Raw genomic sequence first — 20,030 nt, 5'->3', positions numbered from 1 at the left:
CGCTCAAGCCTCGGTGTCGCCACCGAACGAGGCCTCGTCCTCCGCGTTGAACGTCTCCTCCAGCGTCGCCGGACTGTAATCGACGTCGATGTCTTCGACGTTCCTTCCGCGCGCGGACTCGATCGCGTGCAGCCTGCGCTGCGCGCGATCGGCCGCGTACTCGAGGAAGTCGTCGTTGTCGATGCCGAACGGCGGTTCGTCGAACTGATCGTCGACCCAGGCGATCATGCCCATCGCGAGGGGGATCAGTTCGCCGAACCTGTCGGTGACCACCTGCCAGAGCGAGTCGTCGGCCGCCACGTGCCTGCGGCAGGTGAACGTGCCCCAGGCCATATGCCTGGTCTCGTCCTCGGCGATTCGGCCGATCAACTGCTGCATTCCCGGCAGGATCTCGGTTTCGACGCAGATGCGCCGCCACGCGTAGTAGCCGGTGAGTGCCAGGCTTCCCTCGATCACGTGGTTGTAGGTGACGCTGGCGCGGACCTGGTTGACCGGCGACGGGTCGGCGGAGAGCACCCGTAGCGACTGCGGCAGCTGTTCGTAGAAGAGCTGCCGGTAGTAGGGGTTCTCGGCGACGTACGGGTGCAGATCGCCGGTGAGGCCCACGGCGTCCATCCAGAGTCGGAAACCCTGGGCGTGCTTGGCCTCCTCGAGGCAGAACTGCGACAGGTACATCTCGTCACCGAACCGGTCCTCGGACGCCATCGCGTCCATGAAGGGCCGGATGTCCTGGGTCACCGCCTCCTCTCCCGCGACGAACTGCGAGACGAGGTAGGTGGCGCTCCGGCGTTGCTCGTCGTCGAGCGCGGCCCAGTCCCGCGCATCTCGGGAGAAATCGATCGCCGCGGGATTCCAGGTCTTGGCGTTGCCCTTGGTGAACAGTCGAAGCGGGAACGACTGCCAGTTCATCCCGCCCGCTCGCAGTGAGGTGAAGTCATGGCGCACATCGGATTCTGGGGAGGCAGCGGTCACGGGAATCACTTCCGGAGGTCGTATCGGCTGGGTGCTGCCGACGCTAGTGCGTTCCGCACGGGATCGAAGCGGATTCGGTGTCCGATCGGTCGGGATCGTTAGTCTGGGAGCATGTGGCCTCGTCCCGAGACGATGACGCGCACCCTGGTGGTGTCGGTGAGCGCCGCCCTGTGGTGCTCGGTGTGGTGCGCGATCTTCGCCGCGGGGATCCGGGGATCGGAGAGTCTCACGCTGGCGACGGTGGCACTGCTCGCCGCGATCGCCGGCGGGTTCGCGATCCCGACGGCGTGGATGTCGTTGACCGTCGGCGCGCTGGGCGTCGGAGCGGCGATCGGCGCGGCGGCCGGCGGCGTGCCGTGGGTCGCCGTCCCCGCCGCCGCGGTCGGAGTGATCTGCGTCGTGATCTGGCTGTTTCGGGTGGTTCCGCGGATCTGGCTCTATCGGCAGGGGACGCGGGTCCGCGGAACAGTGGTCGAGTCCGACGGCGACCGTGCCGAGGCGATCGAGAGCACCCACGCCACCGTCCACTACCGGATCGAGTATCGGGACGCGGAGGGCCGAACCCATCAGTTGACCGGCAGAGACGAGTTCCCCCTCGGCGCTCGGCCGTTGGTCGGCGATGCGGCCGAGGTGTACTACGCCGAGGCGAAGCCCGAGCGGGCCGTGGCGGTCTTCGGGACGACGCCGCGCGACTGACCCCGCGCCGGGCGGTTCGCGCGAGGAGCGCGTCAGTCCGCGGTGCGCGCGTCCTGGGACGTATCGGCGGCGATGGCGCCCGGCCACCAGATCCGCGGTCCGATGTCGAGGGTGAGCGCTGGAACCAGCAGCGATCGCACGATCAGCGTGTCGACGAGGACGCCGAACGCGACGAGGAAGGCCACCTGGGCGAGGAACAGCAGCGGGATCACCGCGAGGGCGCTGAACGTGGCGGCGAGCACCAGACCGGCTGCGCTGATGACGCCGCCGGTGCCGGTGAGGGCTCTGATCATCCCGTCGCGGGTGCCGTGTGCCTGCGCCTCCTCCCGGGCCCGGGTCATCAGGAAGATGTTGTAGTCGATGCCGAGCGCCACGAGGAACACGAACGCGAACAGCGGGACGACGGGATCGGCGCCGGGAAAGCCGAACGGGCCGTTGAACATCAGTGCCGCGACGCCCAGCGCGGTCCCGAACGACAGAACCGTGGTCGCGAGCAGGATCAGCGGTGCGATAAGGCTCCGCAGCAGGACGACGAGGACGGCGAGGACCACAGCCAACACGATGGGGATGATGACGTTGCGGTCGCGTTCGGCGGTGGTCCGGGTGTCCAGGTCGACAGCCGTGGCGCCGCCGACCTCCGCGTCGGCACCGGGGACGGACGAGACGGCGTTCCGGATCCGCACCACGGTGTCCTGTGCGGCGAGGGAGTTCGGGTCATCGCTCAGCGTCACCTGAATCGCCTGCCTCCCGTCGTGGGTGACGGGACCCGATGCGGCGGCGAGGATCTCGGCGGCTGCGACGCCGTCGACCGCACGAACCCGTTCCGCGGTTCGGACCGCGGCCGCATCGTCGGTGATCACCCAGGTTGGGGTGCCCGACCCGGCGTCGAAGTGCCTGCCGTGCATCTGCGCGCCGGTCACCGATTCGGTCTCACCGAGGAAGAAGTCGTCGGTGGAGACGCCGCCGGCGCGGAACGCGGGGGCGAATGCGGCGCCGATGACGAGCACCAGGAGGGTGACCGCCCAGATCTTGCGCGGCGAACGGGCGACGAATGCGGCGACCCGTTGCCAGATCCGGTGCGTCGAACCGGTGGCCGGCCCGGGCCGGCGCGGCCAGAACGCGGTGCGTCCGATGAGCGCGAGGGCGGCCGGGAGGAAGGTGATCGAGACGAGCAACGAGGCGGCGATGCCGATCGCCGCGATCGGTCCGAGGCTGCGATTCGAGTTCAGGTCGGACAGCAGCAGACAGAGGACGCCCAGGATCACGGTGGCAGCCGACGCGCAGATCGGGGGGAGGGTGGCGCGCCACGCGGTGCGCAGGGCCGCGCGTGCGGCCGGTTCCGCCGACAGCGCCTCGCGGTAGCGAGCCACCAGAAGCAGGGCGTAGTCGGTGGCGGCGCCGAAGACCAGGATGAACAGGATTCCCTGGCTCTGCCCGTTGAGTTCCAGGGTGCCCGCGGACGCGAGCCAGTAGACCACGCCCGACGCCAGTGCGAGGGCGAAGACTGCGGAGAGCAGCACCACCAGCGGCAGGATCGGCGAGCGGTATACGACGATCAGGATCGCCAGCACCACCGCCCCGGCCACCAGCAAGAGGACGCCGTCGATGCCCGCGAAGGCGTTCGAGAGGTCGGCGGCCTGGGCGGCGGGGCCGGTCACGGCCACTGCCACTCCGGGCGGTGGATTCGCCAGCGCATCGCGCAGCTTCCCGATCTGCTCCTTCGGTTTCCCGTCAGTGGAGACCGGGACGAACAGTTGGACGGCCGCACCGTCCGCCGCCCCGATCGCGGGAGAGAACTGCGGCGCGAAGCCCGGCGTTCCGGCCAGTGGAGTCACGGCGTCGGAGACGAAGGCGGTGTCGGCCGCAGTCATCGGCACGCCGTCCTGCTTCTCCGCGACGACGATCGCCGGGAAGTAGCCGGTGTCGGTGAACGCGGGCAGCTGCTCGGCCACGCGGGTCGACTCGGCCGACGAGGGCAGGAACGCGCTCGCGTCGTCGGTGGTGACCGTGCTGAGCTTTCCGGCCAGCGGTCCGGTGGCCCCGGCCACCCCGAGCCAGATCAGCACGAGCACGGCGGGCACCAGCGTGCGGGCGAGCCGCGAGGAGGTCATGGCCTCCATGTCTACCGGCTATGCGGTGTTCGCACCATCGAGAGCGCCGGTCGGCTGCCTCACCAGATGCGGACGCGATCGGCGGGCGGCAGATACAGCGCATCGCCGGGGACGACGTCGAACGCGTCGTAGAAGGCGTCGACGTTCCGGACCACACCGTTGCAGCGGAACTCCGGCGGCGAGTGCGGGTCGATGGCCAGACGCCGGATGGCTTCCTCGTCCCGAGTCTTGGTACGCCAGATCTGGGCCCAGCTGTAGAAGACCCGTTGCCGTCCGGTCAGTCCGTCGATCACCGGCGGCGTGGCGCCGGACTTCTCCTGCGCGATCTCGTACGCCACCAGGGCGATCGACAGCCCACCCAGATCGCCGATGTTCTCACCGAGGGTGAACTCGCCGTTCACCTTGTACTTCTCGTCCAGCCCGTGAGGCGTGAACTCGCCGTACTGCGCTGCCAGTGCCGAAGTGCGCTTGCCGAACTCGGCCCGGTCGTCGTCGGTCCACCAGTCCACCAGGTTGCCGTCGCCGTCGTACTTCGCGCCCTGGTCGTCGAAGCCGTGGCCGATCTCGTGGCCGATCACCGCGCCGATGCCGCCGTAGTTGGCCGCGTCGTCGGCGTTCGGATCGAAGAACGGGGGCTGCAGGATCGCCGCCGGGAAGACGATCTCGTTCATCCCCGGGTTGTAGTAGGCGTTCACCGTCTGCGGCGTCATGAACCACTCGTCGCGATCGACGGGGCGGCCGATCTTGCGGAGCTCGCGTGCGGTCTCGAAAGCCGCGGCGCGGCGGGAGTTGCCGACGAGGTCGGTGCGGTCGACCTCCAGCGTCGAGTAGTCGATCCACTTGGCCGGGTAGCCGATCTTGGGGGTGAACTTGTCGAGTTTCGCCAGGGCCCGGGCGCGCGTCGCCTCGGTCATCCAGGGCAGATCGCCGATGTTGCGGCGATACGCCTCGACGAGATTGGCGATCAGTTCGTCCATCCGGGCCTTCGCCTCGGGCGGGAAGTGTCGCTCCACGTATAGTTCGCCGACCGCGAAGCCTGCCGCCTGCTCGACGAAACCGACACCGCGCTTCCATCGGTCGCGGATCACCTCGGCACCGGTGAGGGTCTTGCCGTAGAACGCGAAGTTCTCGTCGACGAAGTCGCTGGAGAGATACGGTGCGACGGTGCGCAGCAGCCGCCAGGCGAGCCAGCTCTTCCATGAATCGAGCGGCTGCGAGGTGAGCAGTCCGGCGCTCGACTCGATGAACGACGGCTGACCGATCACCACCTCCGCGAACGTCTCGCCCGCGTCGAGACCAGTCAGCCAGCCGGCGAGATCGAAACCGGCGGCGAGATCGCCGAACTCCGCGAGGGTCCGCAGGTTGTAGGCGGCCTCGGCGTCGCGTCGCCGCACCACGTCCCAGTGATGCGATGCGATCGCGGTCTCGAGGTCGAAGATCGCCGTCGCCTGCCGTCGTGCGTCGGCGACACCGGCCAGTCCGAGCATCGCGGCGATGTGAGCGCGATAGGCCTCGCGCACGGCGGCGTGATTGTCTTCGCGATAGTAGGACTCGTCGGGCAGTCCGAGACCGCTCTGGGTGATGTGCACCAGGTAGCGGTCGGACCGTCGCGCATCGGTGTCGACGTAGAAGCCGAACAGGCCGCCCACCCCCTCGCGCTGCAGACGCCCCATCAGAGCGGCCAGTTCGGAGGTGTCGGAGACGCCGGCGATCTCCTGGAGCTGATCGGCGATCGGTGCGACCCCGAGTTCCTCGACCCGATCGACGTCCATGAACGACGCGTAGAGGTCGCCGATCCTGGCTGCGGGCGTGCCCGACTCGGGGGAGCCCTCGGCGCACTCCTCGACGATCGCGCGGACGTCCTCCTCAGCGTTGTCGCGCAGCACGTGGAACGCTCCGTCGATGCTGCGATCGTCCGGAATCCGGTGGCTGGCAAGCCATTTCCCGTTGACGTGGGTGAAGAGGTCGTCTGCGGCGCGTACGGATGGTTCGACCCACTCGAGGTCGAGCCCGGAGGTCTGCTCGATAGTCACGCCCTCCATAGTGACATCACGCCGGGGTTTATTCCCCGAGCCGCGCATCCATCGACCAGACGAGCAGTTCGCAATCGGTGGCCGCCCGGACGACGGTTCCGCCGAAGTCGGTGGCGCGCAGGGCGTCGGAGGCCTCCAGCGTCTCGCCCTCCACCTGCGCGGTGCCGCGGGTGACGAACAGGTGTGTGAAGCGGGACGACGGCACCGCGATGGTCTGTCCGGGAGTGAGTCTGGCCGCGGAGAGGGTGGCCCCGCGGTTGGCGATTCGGATCGCGGAGTCGTGGCGGGGGGAACCGGAGGCGACGGTGACGAGGCGTCCCGGTCGCAGTTCGCCCGAGATGTCGAGTTGCTCGTAGCCGGGTGTGATGCCGTACTCGTCGGGCATCACCCACATCTGGATGAAGTGCACCGACTCGTCCGCCGACTCGGCGTCGTCGTTGCGTTCGGAGTGCAGGATGCCGGTGCCTGCGCTCATCCGCTGTGCGAGGCCGGGATAGATGACGCCGCTGTGTCCTTCGGAGTCCTGGTGGACCAGCGATCCCGACAGCACCCAGGTGACGATCTCGGTGTCCGCGTGCGGATGTGTGTCGAAGCCCTCACCGGGCGAGATCACGTCCTCGTTCTGCACCAGGAGCACGCCGTGGTGGGTGTTCGCCGGGTCGTAATGGTCGCCGAACGAGAAGGAGTGGGCCGAGTCGAGCCAGCCGGTGGTGGTGCGCGCGCGGTCCGTGGAACGCAGGATGGACGTGCTCATGGAGTCCATTGTCCTCCGTCGCCCGGAACGGATGCCGTGAGCGGCGCGTTGTGCGATTGTGACCACATAGTTCCCGGAATGCGAGCTTGTGGCCAGAGAAACGGGTGGGAATGAAGTGATAATTGGGACTATGGTTTCGCGGGTTGGAAGAGCGGTGTTCGCTGTCGTCGCTGCGCTGGCCGTGGTTCTCGCCATGGTCTCGTGCTCTTCCGACGACGATTCGGATGCTTCGCGTGCGGTCTCGGCATTCGCGGACGCGATCAGCAGGCAGGACACGCAGGGAGCGGCCGACCTGACGACGTCGCCGAGTCAGGCGGCCGAGCTGCTCGGCGTCACGTTCGCGGGAATGCATCCGCGTGAGGTGTCCGTCGACACCGGGCGGCTCGTGGAGTACAGCGACGGCAGCGCCTCGTTCACCCTGACCACCACGTGGAACTGGGCGGGCGACCGGAGTTTCCAGACCAAGACCTCGGGGTCGGCACGCCGGCTCTCCTCCGGCTGGAAGGTCCAGTGGGATCCGGGGCTGCTGTACACCGGCCTCACCCCGGACGGCCGACTGCAGGAGGTCCGCACCGACGCCACTCCGGCGCCGGTGGTGCGCAGCGCGTCGGGCAAGCCGTTCATGCAGATGGAGCCGGTCAACGAGATCACCATCGACCCGGCCGCGACCAAGGATCTCGACAAGTCGGTGCGAGCGCTGGCGAACGCGGTGGCTCCGGTGGCCCCGATGGTGACGGTGAAATCGATCGACGACAAGCTCGCCGCTTCCCAGGGACGGCAGGTGGTCGCGGTGACGCTGCGCGACTCCGACATGCAGATTCTCACTTCCGATCCGGCTCGGATCGCGGGAGTCAACGTCAACAAGTCGGGCATGCTCGTGATGACCGACCGCCGGCTGTCGACCCCGCTGAGCGCCGGTCTGACGAACTACTGGAACGCGATCCGCGACGCCACCGCCGGCTGGCAGGTGCAGCTCGTGGCGCCCGGGGCGCCGCCGCAGAAACTCGCCGGGCATCAGGGCGGGGCGGGCCCGGACATCGTGACGACGATCGACCCGAACGAACAGCTCACCCTGGGCGACGCCGCCGTCGAGGTGGCGCAGCCGGCGACGATCATGACCCTCGACGCCGCCACCGGAGCGATCCGCGGGATGGCGCAGAACGACGCCGCGGCCGCCAAGAACATCGAGGCGGGCATCGCCTATCCCGTCGGCAGCACCCTCGACCCGGTGTTCGACGCGATCGCCGCGGAGGGCAAGGGCGCCGATCAGCACAGCGCGGAGTCGGTGCTGCACTCACTCGGGTTGGGCCTGCAGTTCACGGTTCCGGGAATGAGCCTGCCGAGCGGCACCGCGCCCAAGGTGTCCGCCGCCGCGTACCACCCGAAGGATTACACGGCGTCGATGATCAACATGGCGGCCCTGGGAGTCGCCCTGGAACGAGCCGGCGGTGACCGGACCGCGGCTCCGCCGTTCGTCATCAAGGGGTCGAAGACCAAGGTCACCGGGGGCCAGTTGGGCAAACTCGACGACGGCGTGGTCCGGCGGATCCAGGCGTCCATGACGACCACGGCGAAGACCGGCGACGCCAGTGATCTGACCCGTGCTCCCGGGCTCAAGGCGCTGGTCGGCACCAACGGGCCGCAGGGACCCGGTTGGTTCGTCGGCTCTCAGGGCGGCAAGATCATCGTCATCTACTGCGAGGGCGACAAGTCCGGTACCGCGGCCCTTCAGGTGGCGCAGAAGTACTTCACGCTGAAGTGACGCGGCGCCGCGTCACCAGACCGGCGACGGCGCGCCAGCCCAGCAGCAGGACACCGGTCGCGATGGTGGCGACGATGCAGAACGAGAGGGCCGTGCCCTGCCCGGAGACCACGCGCAGCAGCATCCCGACGACGACGGTCGAGACCCAGACCGCGACGCCGGCGGGCCAGAGTGCGGCGGGCGCGAGGTCTCGGCCCCGGGTGGTCGCGGCGGCGATCGCCCAGCCGGCGATCGCTCCGACGAGGAACGGCCACAGGGTCGTCAGGAATCCGGTGAACGAGCCGGCCTCATCGTGGCTGCTGCGGCCGACGGCGACGAACACGCAGATCGCCGCGAAGTCGGCGACGGCGGGGAGGACGAGACGTCGCTGAACCGGCGCGACGGATACGGGTGCGGTCATGTCCCCACCGTATCCCCGGACCGGCCGGCCTTCCCTACCCTGTGTTCGGCGTCTCGCCGGCACCGGGATCGCGACCGTCGTCGGACCGTCGATCCAGCTGTCCGGGGTCGATGACCGGATACTTCTGCGTCGTGTCTTCGGCGATCTCGTCGTCCAGACTGCGCCGGGACTTGAACGCACCCCGGTACCGCACCGCGATGACGACCCAACCGATCAGTGCGATCAGGATGTAGCTGATGATGCGGTAGATCAGGACGGCGGTGAGCGCATCCGCGGCGCCCATGCCCGCGGAGGCGAGGGCCGCCACCAGGACGCCGTCGACGACGCCGATGCCGGCGGGCAGCAGCGGAACCGCGGTGCCGACCGCCTTGCCCGCGGCATAGGCGACCATCAGACCCGAGATCGAGGGATGCGCGCCGATCGCATAGCAGGCGGCGGCGAGACAGAGAACGTCAGCGACCCAGTTGAACAGGCTCCAACTGAACGCCTCGACGGCGTTGCGCCGGTCGAGCTTCACCGCCTGCAGCTGGGTGATGATCTGGTGGAGTCGGTCTGTCCCGTAGTCGGCGGGCTTGTCGCGCAACTCGTTGAACCAGCCGAGCAGCCGGGCGGCGATGGTCTCGAGCACCTGGGGATGACTGGCCATGTACTGCACGACCGCCACGAACACGACGAACAGCGAGACGCTGAAGATCACCGAGAACGGACTGGTCTTGGCGCCGGCGAGCAGGGCTCCGCCGAGGCCGAGCAGCGCCAGTCCAGCGCCCGCCAGCAGCCCGGACATCACCAGCTGCCAGGAGGCGACCACCGGTGTCGCGCCCCAGCGCCGGCTCTCGCGGTAGATGAACGCCGGAGCGAGGACCTGTCCGCCGGGCAGGGTCTGGGACACCGAGTTCGAGGCCAGGATCACCGCCAGTGATTCGCGCTGCCGGACCCGGACGCCTGCCGAACGCATCAGGACGCGCTGCACCTGGCCGTAGCTGTCCATCGACAGCAGAGCAGCCACGATGGAGACGAAGACCCACTGCCACCGGAGCTCGCCGATGCGCGCCCAGGTCTGTGTGAGCTTGGGCCAGACGATCACGCCCTCGGTGACCAGAATGGCGACGACGAGGACGATCAGACCCCATCGGAGCCAACGGCGCCACGGTCGCGAGGACCCGCCCTCGGGCGTCGGGTCCGCGGCGACGTGGTCGGCGTCGTCGTTGGGCATGCGCTACAGCGTAACTGCCCGGTAGCGAGGGACCTATTCCCCGTCCTGCTGTGCCCGACGGCTCCGGCGCAGCAGATCCTGCACGCTGATCTGGGTTCCCTCCTCGCCGCGGTCGGCGCGGAGCTCGCGCGAAGGGGCCTGCGGCTCGGGTGCCGCGGGCTCACGGGCCGGGGCCTCCGTTGCCGGTGCGGTCGGGCGCGGGGGCGGTGTCGGTGCCGGGGGAGTGGCCCGGGCGCGGCGCGGCGCGGGAGCCTGCGGCTGGTCGGTCGCCGGGCGAGGAGCCACGGGCTGCGGGCCGCTCTGACCCGGTACCACCGGGCGCGGCGGAACCCGGCGCGGCGGTACCGGCGGTGCACCGATCGGGCGGCGCGCGGTCGCCGGGGCGGTGGGAGCGGGTCCCTGTGGCCGTGCAGCGGGCGTCGCACCGCCCGTCGTCGGTGCGATCGGCGTCCGCACCGGACGCGGCTGCGGTGCAGGCGGTGCGGTCTGCGGTCGTGCCGACGGGGCTGCCTGCGGTCGTGGGCGCTGATCCGGGCTCACCTGGCGGACGCCGCCGAGTCCGAGCTTCCACGAGCCGGTGTCGGGGCCGGAGCCGCGGCGGTCGGTGCGCGCGGCGGACGGCGCGACCACCTCGTCGTCGACGAGTTCGTCGAGCGTGCTGTCGGCGGTGGGCTGGGGTCCGCTGTCGGACTCACCCGGCGTCTCGTGCCGCGAGAGCGCGCGGCGGGGCCCCGTCGGCTCGGCCCGTCCGGCCACTGGACGTTCGGCCACTCCGGCCGGTACCCGCATCGCGGTGGTCGGTGCCTCCGCCGCGGCCACGACACCGCCCGAGGTGCCCGCGGGCACCGCGTCGAAGTAGTCGGGGCGCTTCTGGCTCGGGTCGTCCTCGAGGATGGTCTCGCCGAGGCCGATCTTCTGCTGCAGTCGTTGCATCCAGCGCGGCGACCACCAGCAGTCGTCGCCGAGCAACTTCATGATCGACGGCACCAGCAGCATGCGGATCACCGTCGCGTCGAGGATCAGCGCTGCGATCATGCCGTAGGCGATGTACTTCATCATGACGATGTCCGACAGGCCGAACGCGCCGGTGACCACCACCAGGATGGCCGCGGCCGCGGTGATGATGCGGCCGGTGTGCGCGGTGCCCACCCGGATCGCCTCGGTGGTCGACGCGCCCTGCTGCCGGGCCTCGACCATGCGGGAGAGCAGGAAGATCTCGTAGTCGGTCGACAGGCCGTAGATGATCGCGATGATCAGAACCAGCACCGGCGCGAAGAGCGGCCCGGGAGTGAAGTTCGCGATCGACGAGCCGTGACCGTCGATGAAGATCCACGTCAGGATCCCGAGCGTGGAGCCCAGACCCAGCGCGGTCATCAGCGCCGCCTTGATCGGCAGGATGACCGAACCGAACGCCAGGAACATCAGCAGGCCGGTGACCAGGACCAGCAGGATGGCCATCCACGGGAGCAGCTTGATCAGCGCGTCGATGGAGTCCTGGGTCAGGGTCGGGGTGCCGGCGACGTAGACGGTCATGCCCTGGTCGTCGATCTCGCGGAGCTTCTTGATCGCCTCGGGTGCGGTGTTGCGGTCCACCAGACCGGCCGACATCTGCGTCACGCCGAGCCCGGTCTCGTCGTCGCCGTACACGCCTTCGAGGGCTCCGCCGTCGGCCGTGGGCGAGAACTGCTTGGTGAACCCGGGGATCTGGTTGGCCTCGTCGGCGATCCGCTGAATCTTGCCCGCCGCGTCGTCGGTGTTCTGGTCGTAGGTGACGATCAGCTTGAGGTCTTCGGTGCGCTCGGTCGGGAAGTACTTGTCGAAGTCCTCCTGCGCGACGCGGTTCGCGTTGTCGGGCGGGAGATAGGCCTCGGTCATGCCGCCGAATTGGATGTTGCCGAACGGGATGATCAGCGCCAGCAGCAGCAGGACCGTGGGTGCCGCGGTCTTGACCGGGTGCTGCATCACCCATCCGGACAGGCGGCCCCAGAATCCGGCCTCGATCTCTTCGCGCGTCTTGGTCCGACGCAGGAAGGGCAGGCTCAGCGCGTCGATCCGGCGGCCCAGGATCGCCAGGATCGCCGGGAGGACGGTGATCGACAGGATGGCGGCCAGACCGACCGACGCGATCGCCCCGTACGCCACGGATTTCAGGAAGGCCTGCGGGAACATCAGGAGACAGGCCAGCGCGGCGACGATGATGGTCGCCGAGAACACCACGGTCTGGCCCGCGGTCATCACGGTTCTTCGGACCGCGGCTTTGACCGTGTATCCCTCGGCCAGTTCCTCTCTGAATCTGCTGACGATGAACAGGCCGTAGTCGATCGCGATGCCCAGACCGATCAGCGTGACCACCGACTGGGCGAAGATGTTCAACTCGGTGAGCTGCGCCAGCACCTTCATGATGCCGAGGGAGCCGGCGATCGTCAGACCGCCGATGAAGACCGGCAGCACGGCCGCCACCACGCCGCCGAAGACGAACAGGAGCATGATCGCCACCACCGGTAGCGCGATCACCTCGGCGCGCGAGATGTCGTCTTCCATACCCTTGCTCATCGCGGCCGCGATCGGTTGCAGACCGGCCAGCTGAAACTTGGTTCCCGGTAGGTCGTACCGGTCGGCGAGCCCGTCGAAGAACGGCTCGATGGTCTTGTAGTTGTTCAGGATCGTGGTGTCGTCGTCACCCGCGACGCCGATGGACACGAAACCGTGTTTTCGGTCGGCCGTCCACATCCGGGACTGCTTGATCTCGGCAGCGGTCTGACCGGCGCCCGCGTCGGCCTTCTCGAACGGATCGATGATGCCCGCGTGCCCGTCGCCGGACTCCCGGCTGACGATGTCCGGATGCTCCTTGACCAGGTCGTCGACGATGTTCTCGATCTTGGCGCTGAACGCCGGATCGTCGACCTTGGTCCCCGCAGGCGGCGTGATCAGCAGGATCACGTCGGACTTGTGGTCTCGCCCGAGGGCGGTGTCGGCAATGACGGATCCCTGGGCCGACTCCGAGCCCGGGTCGAACCATCCGCTCTGGGACAGGTACTGCGGCAGGTTGATGCCGTACAGCCCCAGACCGCCCATCAATGCGACGAGGACGGCGATGACGGTATAGCGCATTCGGTAGACGAATGAGCCGATGGATCCGAACACGCCGGTGTCCTTCCTACTTGCGGGTACCGAAAGTGCGATTCTCGCAGCCTAAACTGAGAAAACCTGCGCACGGCTTCAGGTCTCTGAAGACCTGTCTACTTGAGCAACGCCGTGAGGGGACGGAACGGGGTGAGCCAGGCGCCCTCGTCCGGCAGCGAGTCGAGACTGATCCGCGGCAGCGGTTCGCGGAACACGCCGGGGATCTCCTCGAGATCGATGAACTCGATCTCTTCGCAGGTCAGCGCCCAGCTCGCATGCTCCCGGAAACCGATGACGGTGACCGGCACACCTTCGGCCGCGATCTCCAGCAGCGGTTCCCGGAAGGCCTGGCCGTCGGCTGAGGCGACGATCACACCGGCGAGGCCGGGTGTATGACGTCGCACCTGGATGTGGTCGAGCATGTCGGCGTCGACGTCGCTGTCCTCGGTCAGCTTCGGCTTGGCGAACACCGCGTAACCGACGTTCCGCAGCGCCTCCACCCACGGGCGCACCACGTCGGCGCTGCCGGGCACGATGTTGGTGAAGACGGTGGCTTCGGGCTCGACCTCGGCGTGCAGACTCGCCGCCAGAGCGGCGTTCCGCTTGAGAATCCAGCGGCCCAGGGCGTCGAACCGCGGCCGGTGCGCGGCGGTCGGGCGGCCGCCGAGGATTCCTCCGAGACCCATGTCCATATTCGGGGCGTCCCACACCAGCAGCAGTCGGCGAGCACTGCTCGCGCCGGAGATCGTCTCCGCGAACTCGGGGCTCATGCGTCGTCCTCCCTGGTCTCCGTGCGCGTGGGCTTGGGATGCGGCTTCACGTAGACGAACTCGTTGACCTCTCGGCCCTCCTCCTGGGCGCGGCCCTCGAACTTGGTGGTCGGGCGGTCGAGCAGAATCGGCGAGTCGAAGGTCAGCGGCACCACATGCGGCCGGTCCGGACGCTGCGTCGCCAGCAGTTCGGCGATCCACAGCGCGTAATCGGCGTGATCGGTCGCGATGTGCAGGACGCCGCCGGGCTTGAGTCGATCGGCGATCAGTTCGATGGTGCCCGACTGCAGGAAACGCCGCTTGTGATGGCGCGACTTGGGCCACGGGTCGGGGAAGAACACGCGGACGCCGGTGAGGGTGTCGGGACCGATGAGCTCGGAGAGGACGACGGTCGCATCGCCGCGGACCATGCGGACGTTGGTCAGTCCGGCTCGGTCGACGAGGCCGACCAACTGCGCGAGCCCGGGCTGATACACCTCCACGGCCACGACGTCGGCGTCCGGCTCGGCCTCGGCCATCGCCGCGGTGGAGATGCCCGTGCCGCTGCCGACCTCGACGATGAGGGGAGCCTGCCGTCCGAACCACTCCGCCGCCTCGAGCGGTGGCTCGTCCGCGCGGTCGGGTCCGGTGCGCAGGTCGCGACCCAGCCGGGGCCACAGAGTCTCCCAATTGCGCTGCTGTCCGGGGGTCAGAGTCCCGCGCCGGAACCGGAAGCTGGTGACTCTCGGGTAGAGGCGGGAGCGGTCGGTGTCGGGCGCCGATCCATCGGCGGCGTCGGTGTTCACCGTTCCATGGTGTCCTATTTACGGTGCTCGCTCACAACGGACACCCCGATCAGCCGCCTCGGACCGCCCGATTCCGGCGACCGCCGCACAATGTCGGACCTGCGGGGTAGGTTCAGTGCACGCAGACACCTTGGGGGAGGTGGACGGGGTGGAACCCATTCTCAGCGGCCTCGCATTCGACGGGCCGGACTTCGCACGCACACCATTGGTGGTCGACGTCTCCGGGGCGCCCGGCGCGGGCAGTTCGACGATGGCCGCCGCGCTCGCCGCGCGCTTCGGAGTGGTCGCCAGACCGGTCGGTCAGGACCGGGGAGACGGTCCGGATCACGACCGGCGCCTCGACGACCCCGCGGATCTGCTGATCCGGGTCATCGGCGCACAGGTGCGCGCCTGTGATCGCGCCGCGATCCGGGCAGCGGAGGTGCCGGTGGTCGTCGTCGCCGCGAAGGCCGACACCCGGCCCGACGCCGACCGGCTCGCCGCGAACGCGAGCGAGGATCTCGCCTGTCCGGTGCATCCGGTGTCCGCACTGCCGGCCGCGGCGCGGATCACTTCAGCTGACGTGGACGTTCTGCGGTCGTGGGCGGCCGCCGAGGTCCGCGTTCCCGAGTCCGCGGCGGCGTTCGCCGCAGCCGCGCCCGACCAGGGCTCCGCAGCGCGGCTCCTCGCATTGCTCGGTCGCGCCGGCCTCGTGGAGTCGCTGGCCGCCGTATCGACCGACCCCGACCTGAACGCGCAGGCGCTGGCGGTGCGGCTGCGGCAGGCGAGCGGTCTGGACGCGCTGGTCGCGCCGATCGCCGCCGCTTCCGCGGAGATCGCGCGCGGTCGCCGGGTGCGCAGACTCTCGGGGCTGCGCCTGCATGCGGCCCGCGGCTTCGACCGCGTCGCGGTCGAACGGCGTCTGGCGGGGGAGCGGGTCCGATGACTCTGCTGATCGCCGGAACCGCCGGAGCCGATCCGGCGGGACTCGCCGCTGCACTGGCGGCCGCCGGGCTGCGGGAGGAGATCCTCGTCGCGGGCAGCCCCGCCGACGCCGCGTCGCAGGCCGCGCGGGCGCGGACGGCCGTGCTGGCGATCGACTCGTCGATGCCGGCGTGCGAAGAAGAAGACCTGCTGCTGGCCGAACTCGCCGCGGCGGGCCTGCCGACGGCACTCGTGGCATGTCGCGTCGACGCCTTCCCGGCATGGCCGAAAGCGCTGGCCGAGACGCGGCGCCGCCTGGATCCGCAGCGCGGACTTCCGGTGTTCGCGACCTCCGCGGCGCTCGCGAGCGCGTCCGGTTCCGCGTCGGGTGTCCCGGAACTGGCACGCTGGTGCCGCGATCGGGCCGACGGTGAAGCCGTTCCCCGGGCTCCCGCGCGGGCCGAGAACGGACAGGCCGAGAGCGGACAGAGGGCGCAGCCGCCCTCGGAGTCGGTCGCGCTGATCCGTGCCGATCGGCTCGCCGGACTGCGAGCGGGCATCGTCGCCTCCAGGGCGGAGGCGATCGAATCGTTGCGGGCCGCGACGTCCGATGTGCATCGCTGCGTGCCGGACGCCAGCGCCGCTCCCGGTTTCACCGACTGGCTGCCGTCGTTGCTCGACGCGCTCGAACACCGGGTGATGGACCACTTCGCGCAGCGGCTCGATCAGGTACGGGCAGCGGCCGTCGGCGGACTGGCCGGCGGCTCGTCTCCGCCGTCTCCGCCCGAGCCGTTCGGGAACGGCACGCGGGTCGTGCCTCGACCGCAGGGCGGTCGCCGCACCGAGGACGTCATGGTGCTGCTCCTCGGCGCATCGATGGGTTTCGGAATCGGCCGGATGGTGATCGCGCCGACCCTGCAGTGGGCCGGACTGGGCATCGCCGGGACCGTGCTCACCCTCCTGGGCGGCGTCGCGCTCGCCGCATGGGTGGTGTCCGTCCGCCGCGCATCCGCCGATCGCGCGCGGCTGGAACGGTGGGCCGCTGAGGTGATCGCGTCGAGGCGGCTCGGCATGGAACACCGCATCGGCACCAGGGCCGGCGCGGCCGAAGCTCAGTTCACGAGAGAGGTATGGAACCGGACGCGACCCGCTCGCGTCTGATGGAACCGATGGACGAATTGACCGGAGGACTCGCCGGAGACAGTGAGGATGGTCTCATCTCCCCGGAGGGAGGGGTGCACCACCTGTCCGGCTTCGGTGTGATGGCCGACGCTGAGAACTCGCCGGGTGTCGATGTTCACGACCACCTGTGGTGGTACTCGGACGGTGCCCTGTGGGACCTCGGGCCCGCGGAGTTCGATGCGAACGGAGACGGTGTCCGTGACTCGCTGACCTGCGAGGTCGATGGTTCCCCGGCGATCGTCGCCGATACCGACGGGGACGGGCGAGTGGACCGGGTGTCCGTTCTGCGAACAGATTGCCGAGTCGATGCGGGGGCGTTGGGCGAGCATGACGCCGAGTGGAGTCCGACGACGCTGGGCCGACTCGAATAGCCGCTGGTCGTGATGCCCGGGGGTTCGGTCCACGGCGTATGGGGCGTATCCTGGGGCCAGTATGCGTTCGCACAGCCACTGCGCGCAGGCACCCGTGAGTTTTCGATGAGGAGATCCGCATGACCGCTGCGACAATTCCGGGCGTCGAGCCCGGGAGCGCCCCTACCAAGCACGCCGGGCTCATCGCCTGGGTGGCCGAGGTTGCCGAATTGACGCAGCCCGACCGAGTTGTCTGGTCGGATGGCAGCGACGAGGAGTGGGATCGCCTCACTGCGCAACTCGTCGAGTCCGGCACCATCACCAAGCTGAACGACGAGCGCAAGCCCAACTCGTACCTGGCGCTCTCGGACCCCGCGGACGTCGCCCGCGTCGAATCTCGCACCTTCATCTGCAGCAAGACCGAAGAAGCCGCAGGCCCCACCAACAACTGGGTGGAGCCCTCCGAGATGCGTGCGACCATGACGGAGCTGTACCGCGGCTGCATGCGCGGACGCACCATGTACGTCATCCCGTTCTGCATGGGTCCCCTCGGATCGGACGATCCCAAGCTCGGCATCGAGATCACCGACTCCGAGTACGTTGTGCTGTCGATGCGCGTGATGACCCGCGTCGGCCCCAAGGTGCTCGAGGCGCTCGGTGAGGACGGCTTCTTCGTTCAGGGCCTGCACTCGGTGGGCGCCCCGCTGGAGCCGGGACAGACCGACGTGCCGTGGCCCTGCAACACCGAGAAGTACATCGTCCACTTCCCCGAGGACCGGGTGATCTGGTCCTACGGCTCGGGCTACGGCGGCAACGCGCTGCTGGGCAAGAAGTGCTACGCGCTGCGCATCGCCTCGGCGATGGCGCACGACGAGGGCTGGCTGGCCGAGCACATGCTGATCCTGAAGCTGATCAGCCCCGAGGACAAGGTCTACTACGTCGCCGCGGCGTTCCCGTCGGCGTGCGGCAAGACCAACCTCGCGATGATCCACCCCACTCTCGACGGATGGCGTGCGGAGACCGTGGGCGACGACATCGCCTGGATGCGTTTCGGCGAGGACGGCCGGCTGTACGCGGTGAATCCGGAGTTCGGCTTCTTCGGCGTCGCACCGGGCACCAGCTACGACTCGAACCCGACGGCGATGAAGACCGTCGAGGCAGGCAACACGATCTACACCAACGTCGCGCGCACCGACGACGGCGACGTGTGGTGGGAGGGCATCGGCGGCGAGACCCCGGCGCACCTGATCGACTGGAAGGGCAACGACTGGACCCCCGAGTCCGGGACCAACGCCGCCCACCCGAACTCGCGCTACTGCACCCCGATGTCGCAGTGCCCGACGCTGGCTCCCGAGTGGGACGATCCGCAGGGCGTGCCGATCTCGGCGATCCTCTTCGGCGGTCGCCGGAAGACCACCGTGCCGCTGGTCACCCAGGCCCGCGACTGGGAGCACGCGGTCTTCATGGGCGCGACCGTCGGTTCCGAGCAGACCGCCGCGGCCGAGGGCAAGGTGGGCACCGTCCGTCGCGATCCGATGGCGATGCTGCCGTTCCTCGGCTACCACGTCGGTGACTACTTCAAGCACTGGCTGAACATCGGCCGCAAGGAGGGCGCGCAGCTGCCCGCGGTGTTCTACGTCAACTGGTTCCGCCGCGGCGAGGACGGCCGCTTCCTGTGGCCGGGCTTCGGCGAGAACAGCCGCGTCCTGAAGTGGATGGTCGATCGCATCGAGGGCAACGTCGAGGGCGTCGAGACCCCGATCGGCATCGTCGCGGCGCCGGGCGAGCTCGATCTCACCGGACTGGACGTCTCCGAGGCCGATCTCGCCGAGGCACTCGCGGTGAACGCCGACGAATGGCGCGACGAACTGCCGACCATCGAGGAGTGGTTCGAGTTCGTCGAGGACGGCAAGGACAAGCTCCCCGCCGAGCTCGCCGACCAGCTCAAGCACCTGCGCGATCGCCTGGGCTGACGCTCAGAGTCCGCTGACGAGAGGCCCGACCGGTTCGCCCGGTCGGGCCTCTCGTCGCAGCGGTCGGCCCCGCGAAACGCGGCCGGGACCGCCGTTCACTCCGGCGGGACGAACACCCAGGGTGTGCGAACCAGCGTGGACGGGTCGAATCGCTCCGCCAGAACGCTCAACGTGACCGGTTCACCCGCGGCGGCCAGTCCCAGCGACTCCGCCATCATCGACAGCGCCGATGCCGCGTCCACCCCGTGGCCGGCGAGATCGGTCAGGGTGACGGCGCCGTCGCGCTTCGCGAGGCGGGCACCGGAGCGGTTGAGGACCATCGGCACGTGGGCGTATTCGGGCGGGTGGTGACCGAGCAGAGTCGCGAGGAAGGCCTGCCGGGGTGCGGAACTGAGCAGATCGTCGCCGCGGACCACCTGGTCGACACCCGTGGCCGCGTCGTCGACCACCACCGCCAGGTTGTACGCCGGGGTTCCGTCGTTCCGGACCAGGACGAAGTCGTCGACGTCGCCGGTGAACTCGCCGTACAGCAGGTCGTGGACGGTGAACGACGAGACCTCGGCGCGCAGGCGGATCGCGGCGGGCCGCTCCGACCGTCGTTGCGCGCGCTGCGCCTCGCTGAGGTCGCGGCACGTTCCGGGGTAAGCGCCCTGCGGCGCGTGCGGTGCGCTCGGCGCTTCGAGGATCTCCCGGCGCGTGCAGTAGCACTCGAACGTGCGTCCGGCGGCCATCAATTCGTCGACCACGGCGCGGTACTCCTCGAGCCGCTGTGACTGGTAGACGACCGGCTCGTCCCAGCTGAGGCCGAGCGCCGCGAGATCCCGCAACTGCCGGACGTCCGATCCCGGCCGGACGCGGTCGAGGTCTTCCATCCGGATCGCGAAACCGCGGCCCGTGGCATGGGCGAACAACCATGCCAGGACCGCGGTGCGCAGGTTTCCGATGTGCAGATCGCCCGACGGCGACGGCGCGAAGCGGCCCGCGGGGCTCGGCGGCAGCATGT

General features: G+C 69.3%; 16 protein-coding genes. 6 read left to right on the top strand and 10 right to left on the bottom strand.

Annotated elements, in window-relative coordinates:
• Positions 1–3 precede the first annotated feature (3 nt).
• Complete coding sequence (locus P5P27_RS18195; RefSeq protein WP_411815706.1) at positions 4–972, bottom strand: R2-like ligand-binding oxidase; 969 nt, start codon at positions 970–972, stop codon at positions 4–6.
• A 111-nt stretch (positions 973–1,083) separates the two neighbouring features.
• Between P5P27_RS18195 and P5P27_RS18190 the strand changes: the two genes are divergently transcribed.
• Positions 1,084–1,668 (top strand): DUF3592 domain-containing protein, encoded by a 585-nt coding sequence (locus tag P5P27_RS18190; RefSeq protein WP_278125399.1) that lies wholly within the window; start codon positions 1,084–1,086, stop codon positions 1,666–1,668.
• 32 nt (positions 1,669–1,700) lie between these two features.
• Here the strand turns inward: P5P27_RS18190 and P5P27_RS18185 are convergent, their stop codons facing one another.
• Genes P5P27_RS18185 through P5P27_RS18175 form a run of 3 tightly spaced genes read right to left on the bottom strand, consistent with a single transcriptional unit; the run spans position 1,701 to position 6,566 of the window.
• Positions 1,701–3,779: an MMPL family transporter gene (locus P5P27_RS18185; protein WP_278127469.1), complete on the bottom strand. Its 2,079-nt coding sequence runs from the start codon at positions 3,777–3,779 to the stop codon at positions 1,701–1,703.
• Positions 3,780–3,838: 59 nt separating this feature from the next.
• The gene (locus P5P27_RS18180) at positions 3,839–5,821 is read right to left on the bottom strand and encodes a M13 family metallopeptidase (RefSeq protein WP_278125397.1); all 1,983 of its coding nucleotides are present in this window, start codon (positions 5,819–5,821) and stop codon (positions 3,839–3,841) included.
• Between the two features lie 19 nt (positions 5,822–5,840).
• Positions 5,841–6,566 carry a pirin family protein gene (locus P5P27_RS18175; protein ID WP_278125396.1) on the bottom strand — a complete coding sequence of 242 codons (726 nt, stop codon included), beginning with the start codon at positions 6,564–6,566 and terminating at the stop codon, positions 5,841–5,843.
• 130 nt (positions 6,567–6,696) lie between these two features.
• Here P5P27_RS18175 and P5P27_RS18170 point away from each other — a divergent pair, with 130 nt between their 5' ends.
• Positions 6,697–8,328, top strand: a complete 1,632-nt coding sequence (locus tag P5P27_RS18170; protein WP_278125395.1) for an NTF2-like N-terminal transpeptidase domain-containing protein — start codon at positions 6,697–6,699, stop codon at positions 8,326–8,328.
• Here the strand turns inward: P5P27_RS18170 and P5P27_RS18165 are convergent.
• From P5P27_RS18165 to trmB, 5 genes are all read right to left on the bottom strand, one after another.
• Entirely contained in the window at positions 8,315–8,728 is a 414-nt protein-coding gene (locus tag P5P27_RS18165; protein WP_006896818.1) for a DUF3054 domain-containing protein, read from the bottom strand. The genes P5P27_RS18170 and P5P27_RS18165 overlap by 14 nt on opposite strands.
• Positions 8,729–8,762: 34 nt before the next feature.
• Positions 8,763–9,941, bottom strand: a complete 1,179-nt coding sequence (locus P5P27_RS18160; protein WP_006896817.1) for a lysylphosphatidylglycerol synthase transmembrane domain-containing protein — start codon at positions 9,939–9,941, stop codon at positions 8,763–8,765.
• A 33-nt stretch (positions 9,942–9,974) separates the two neighbouring features.
• Positions 9,975–13,085, bottom strand: a complete 3,111-nt coding sequence (locus P5P27_RS18155) for an MMPL family transporter (protein ID WP_101841512.1) — start codon at positions 13,083–13,085, stop codon at positions 9,975–9,977.
• A 95-nt stretch (positions 13,086–13,180) separates the two neighbouring features.
• Positions 13,181–13,834: an NYN domain-containing protein gene (locus tag P5P27_RS18150; protein ID WP_006897432.1), complete on the bottom strand. Its 654-nt coding sequence runs from the start codon at positions 13,832–13,834 to the stop codon at positions 13,181–13,183.
• Positions 13,831–14,619, bottom strand: a complete 789-nt coding sequence (gene trmB, locus P5P27_RS18145) for a tRNA (guanosine(46)-N7)-methyltransferase TrmB (RefSeq protein WP_062367287.1) — start codon at positions 14,617–14,619, stop codon at positions 13,831–13,833. Before trmB ends, P5P27_RS18150 begins: the two co-directional genes overlap by 4 nt.
• Before the next feature lie 148 nt (positions 14,620–14,767).
• Here trmB and P5P27_RS18140 point away from each other — a divergent pair, with 148 nt between their 5' ends.
• The 4 genes from P5P27_RS18140 (at position 14,768) to P5P27_RS18125 (ending at position 19,027) form a co-directional block, all read left to right on the top strand.
• Positions 14,768–15,544, top strand: a complete 777-nt coding sequence (locus P5P27_RS18140; RefSeq protein WP_278125390.1) for a hypothetical protein — start codon at positions 14,768–14,770, stop codon at positions 15,542–15,544.
• Entirely contained in the window at positions 15,541–16,683 is a 1,143-nt protein-coding gene (locus P5P27_RS18135; RefSeq protein ID WP_062367291.1) for a hypothetical protein, read from the top strand. Before P5P27_RS18140 ends, P5P27_RS18135 begins: the two co-directional genes overlap by 4 nt.
• Before the next feature lie 8 nt (positions 16,684–16,691).
• On the top strand, positions 16,692–17,075 hold the full coding sequence (locus tag P5P27_RS18130) for a DUF6802 family protein (RefSeq protein WP_278125386.1): 384 nt from the start codon (positions 16,692–16,694) through the stop codon (positions 17,073–17,075).
• A gap of 119 nt (positions 17,076–17,194) precedes the next feature.
• Positions 17,195–19,027, top strand: coding sequence for a phosphoenolpyruvate carboxykinase (GTP) (locus P5P27_RS18125; protein ID WP_006897427.1), 1,833 nt, complete (start codon positions 17,195–17,197; stop codon positions 19,025–19,027).
• A gap of 95 nt (positions 19,028–19,122) precedes the next feature.
• Here P5P27_RS18125 and gluQRS read toward each other — a convergent pair whose 3' ends face one another.
• Positions 19,123–20,028, bottom strand: coding sequence for a tRNA glutamyl-Q(34) synthetase GluQRS (gluQRS, locus tag P5P27_RS18120; RefSeq protein ID WP_278125383.1), 906 nt, complete (start codon positions 20,026–20,028; stop codon positions 19,123–19,125).
• Positions 20,029–20,030 lie beyond the last annotated feature (2 nt).

Origin of the sequence: Gordonia sihwensis, from assembly GCF_029632925.1 — a bacterium.
GTDB lineage: Bacteria > Actinomycetota > Actinomycetes > Mycobacteriales > Mycobacteriaceae > Gordonia > Gordonia sihwensis.
This window is presented reverse-complemented; position numbering and strand designations above follow the sequence as displayed.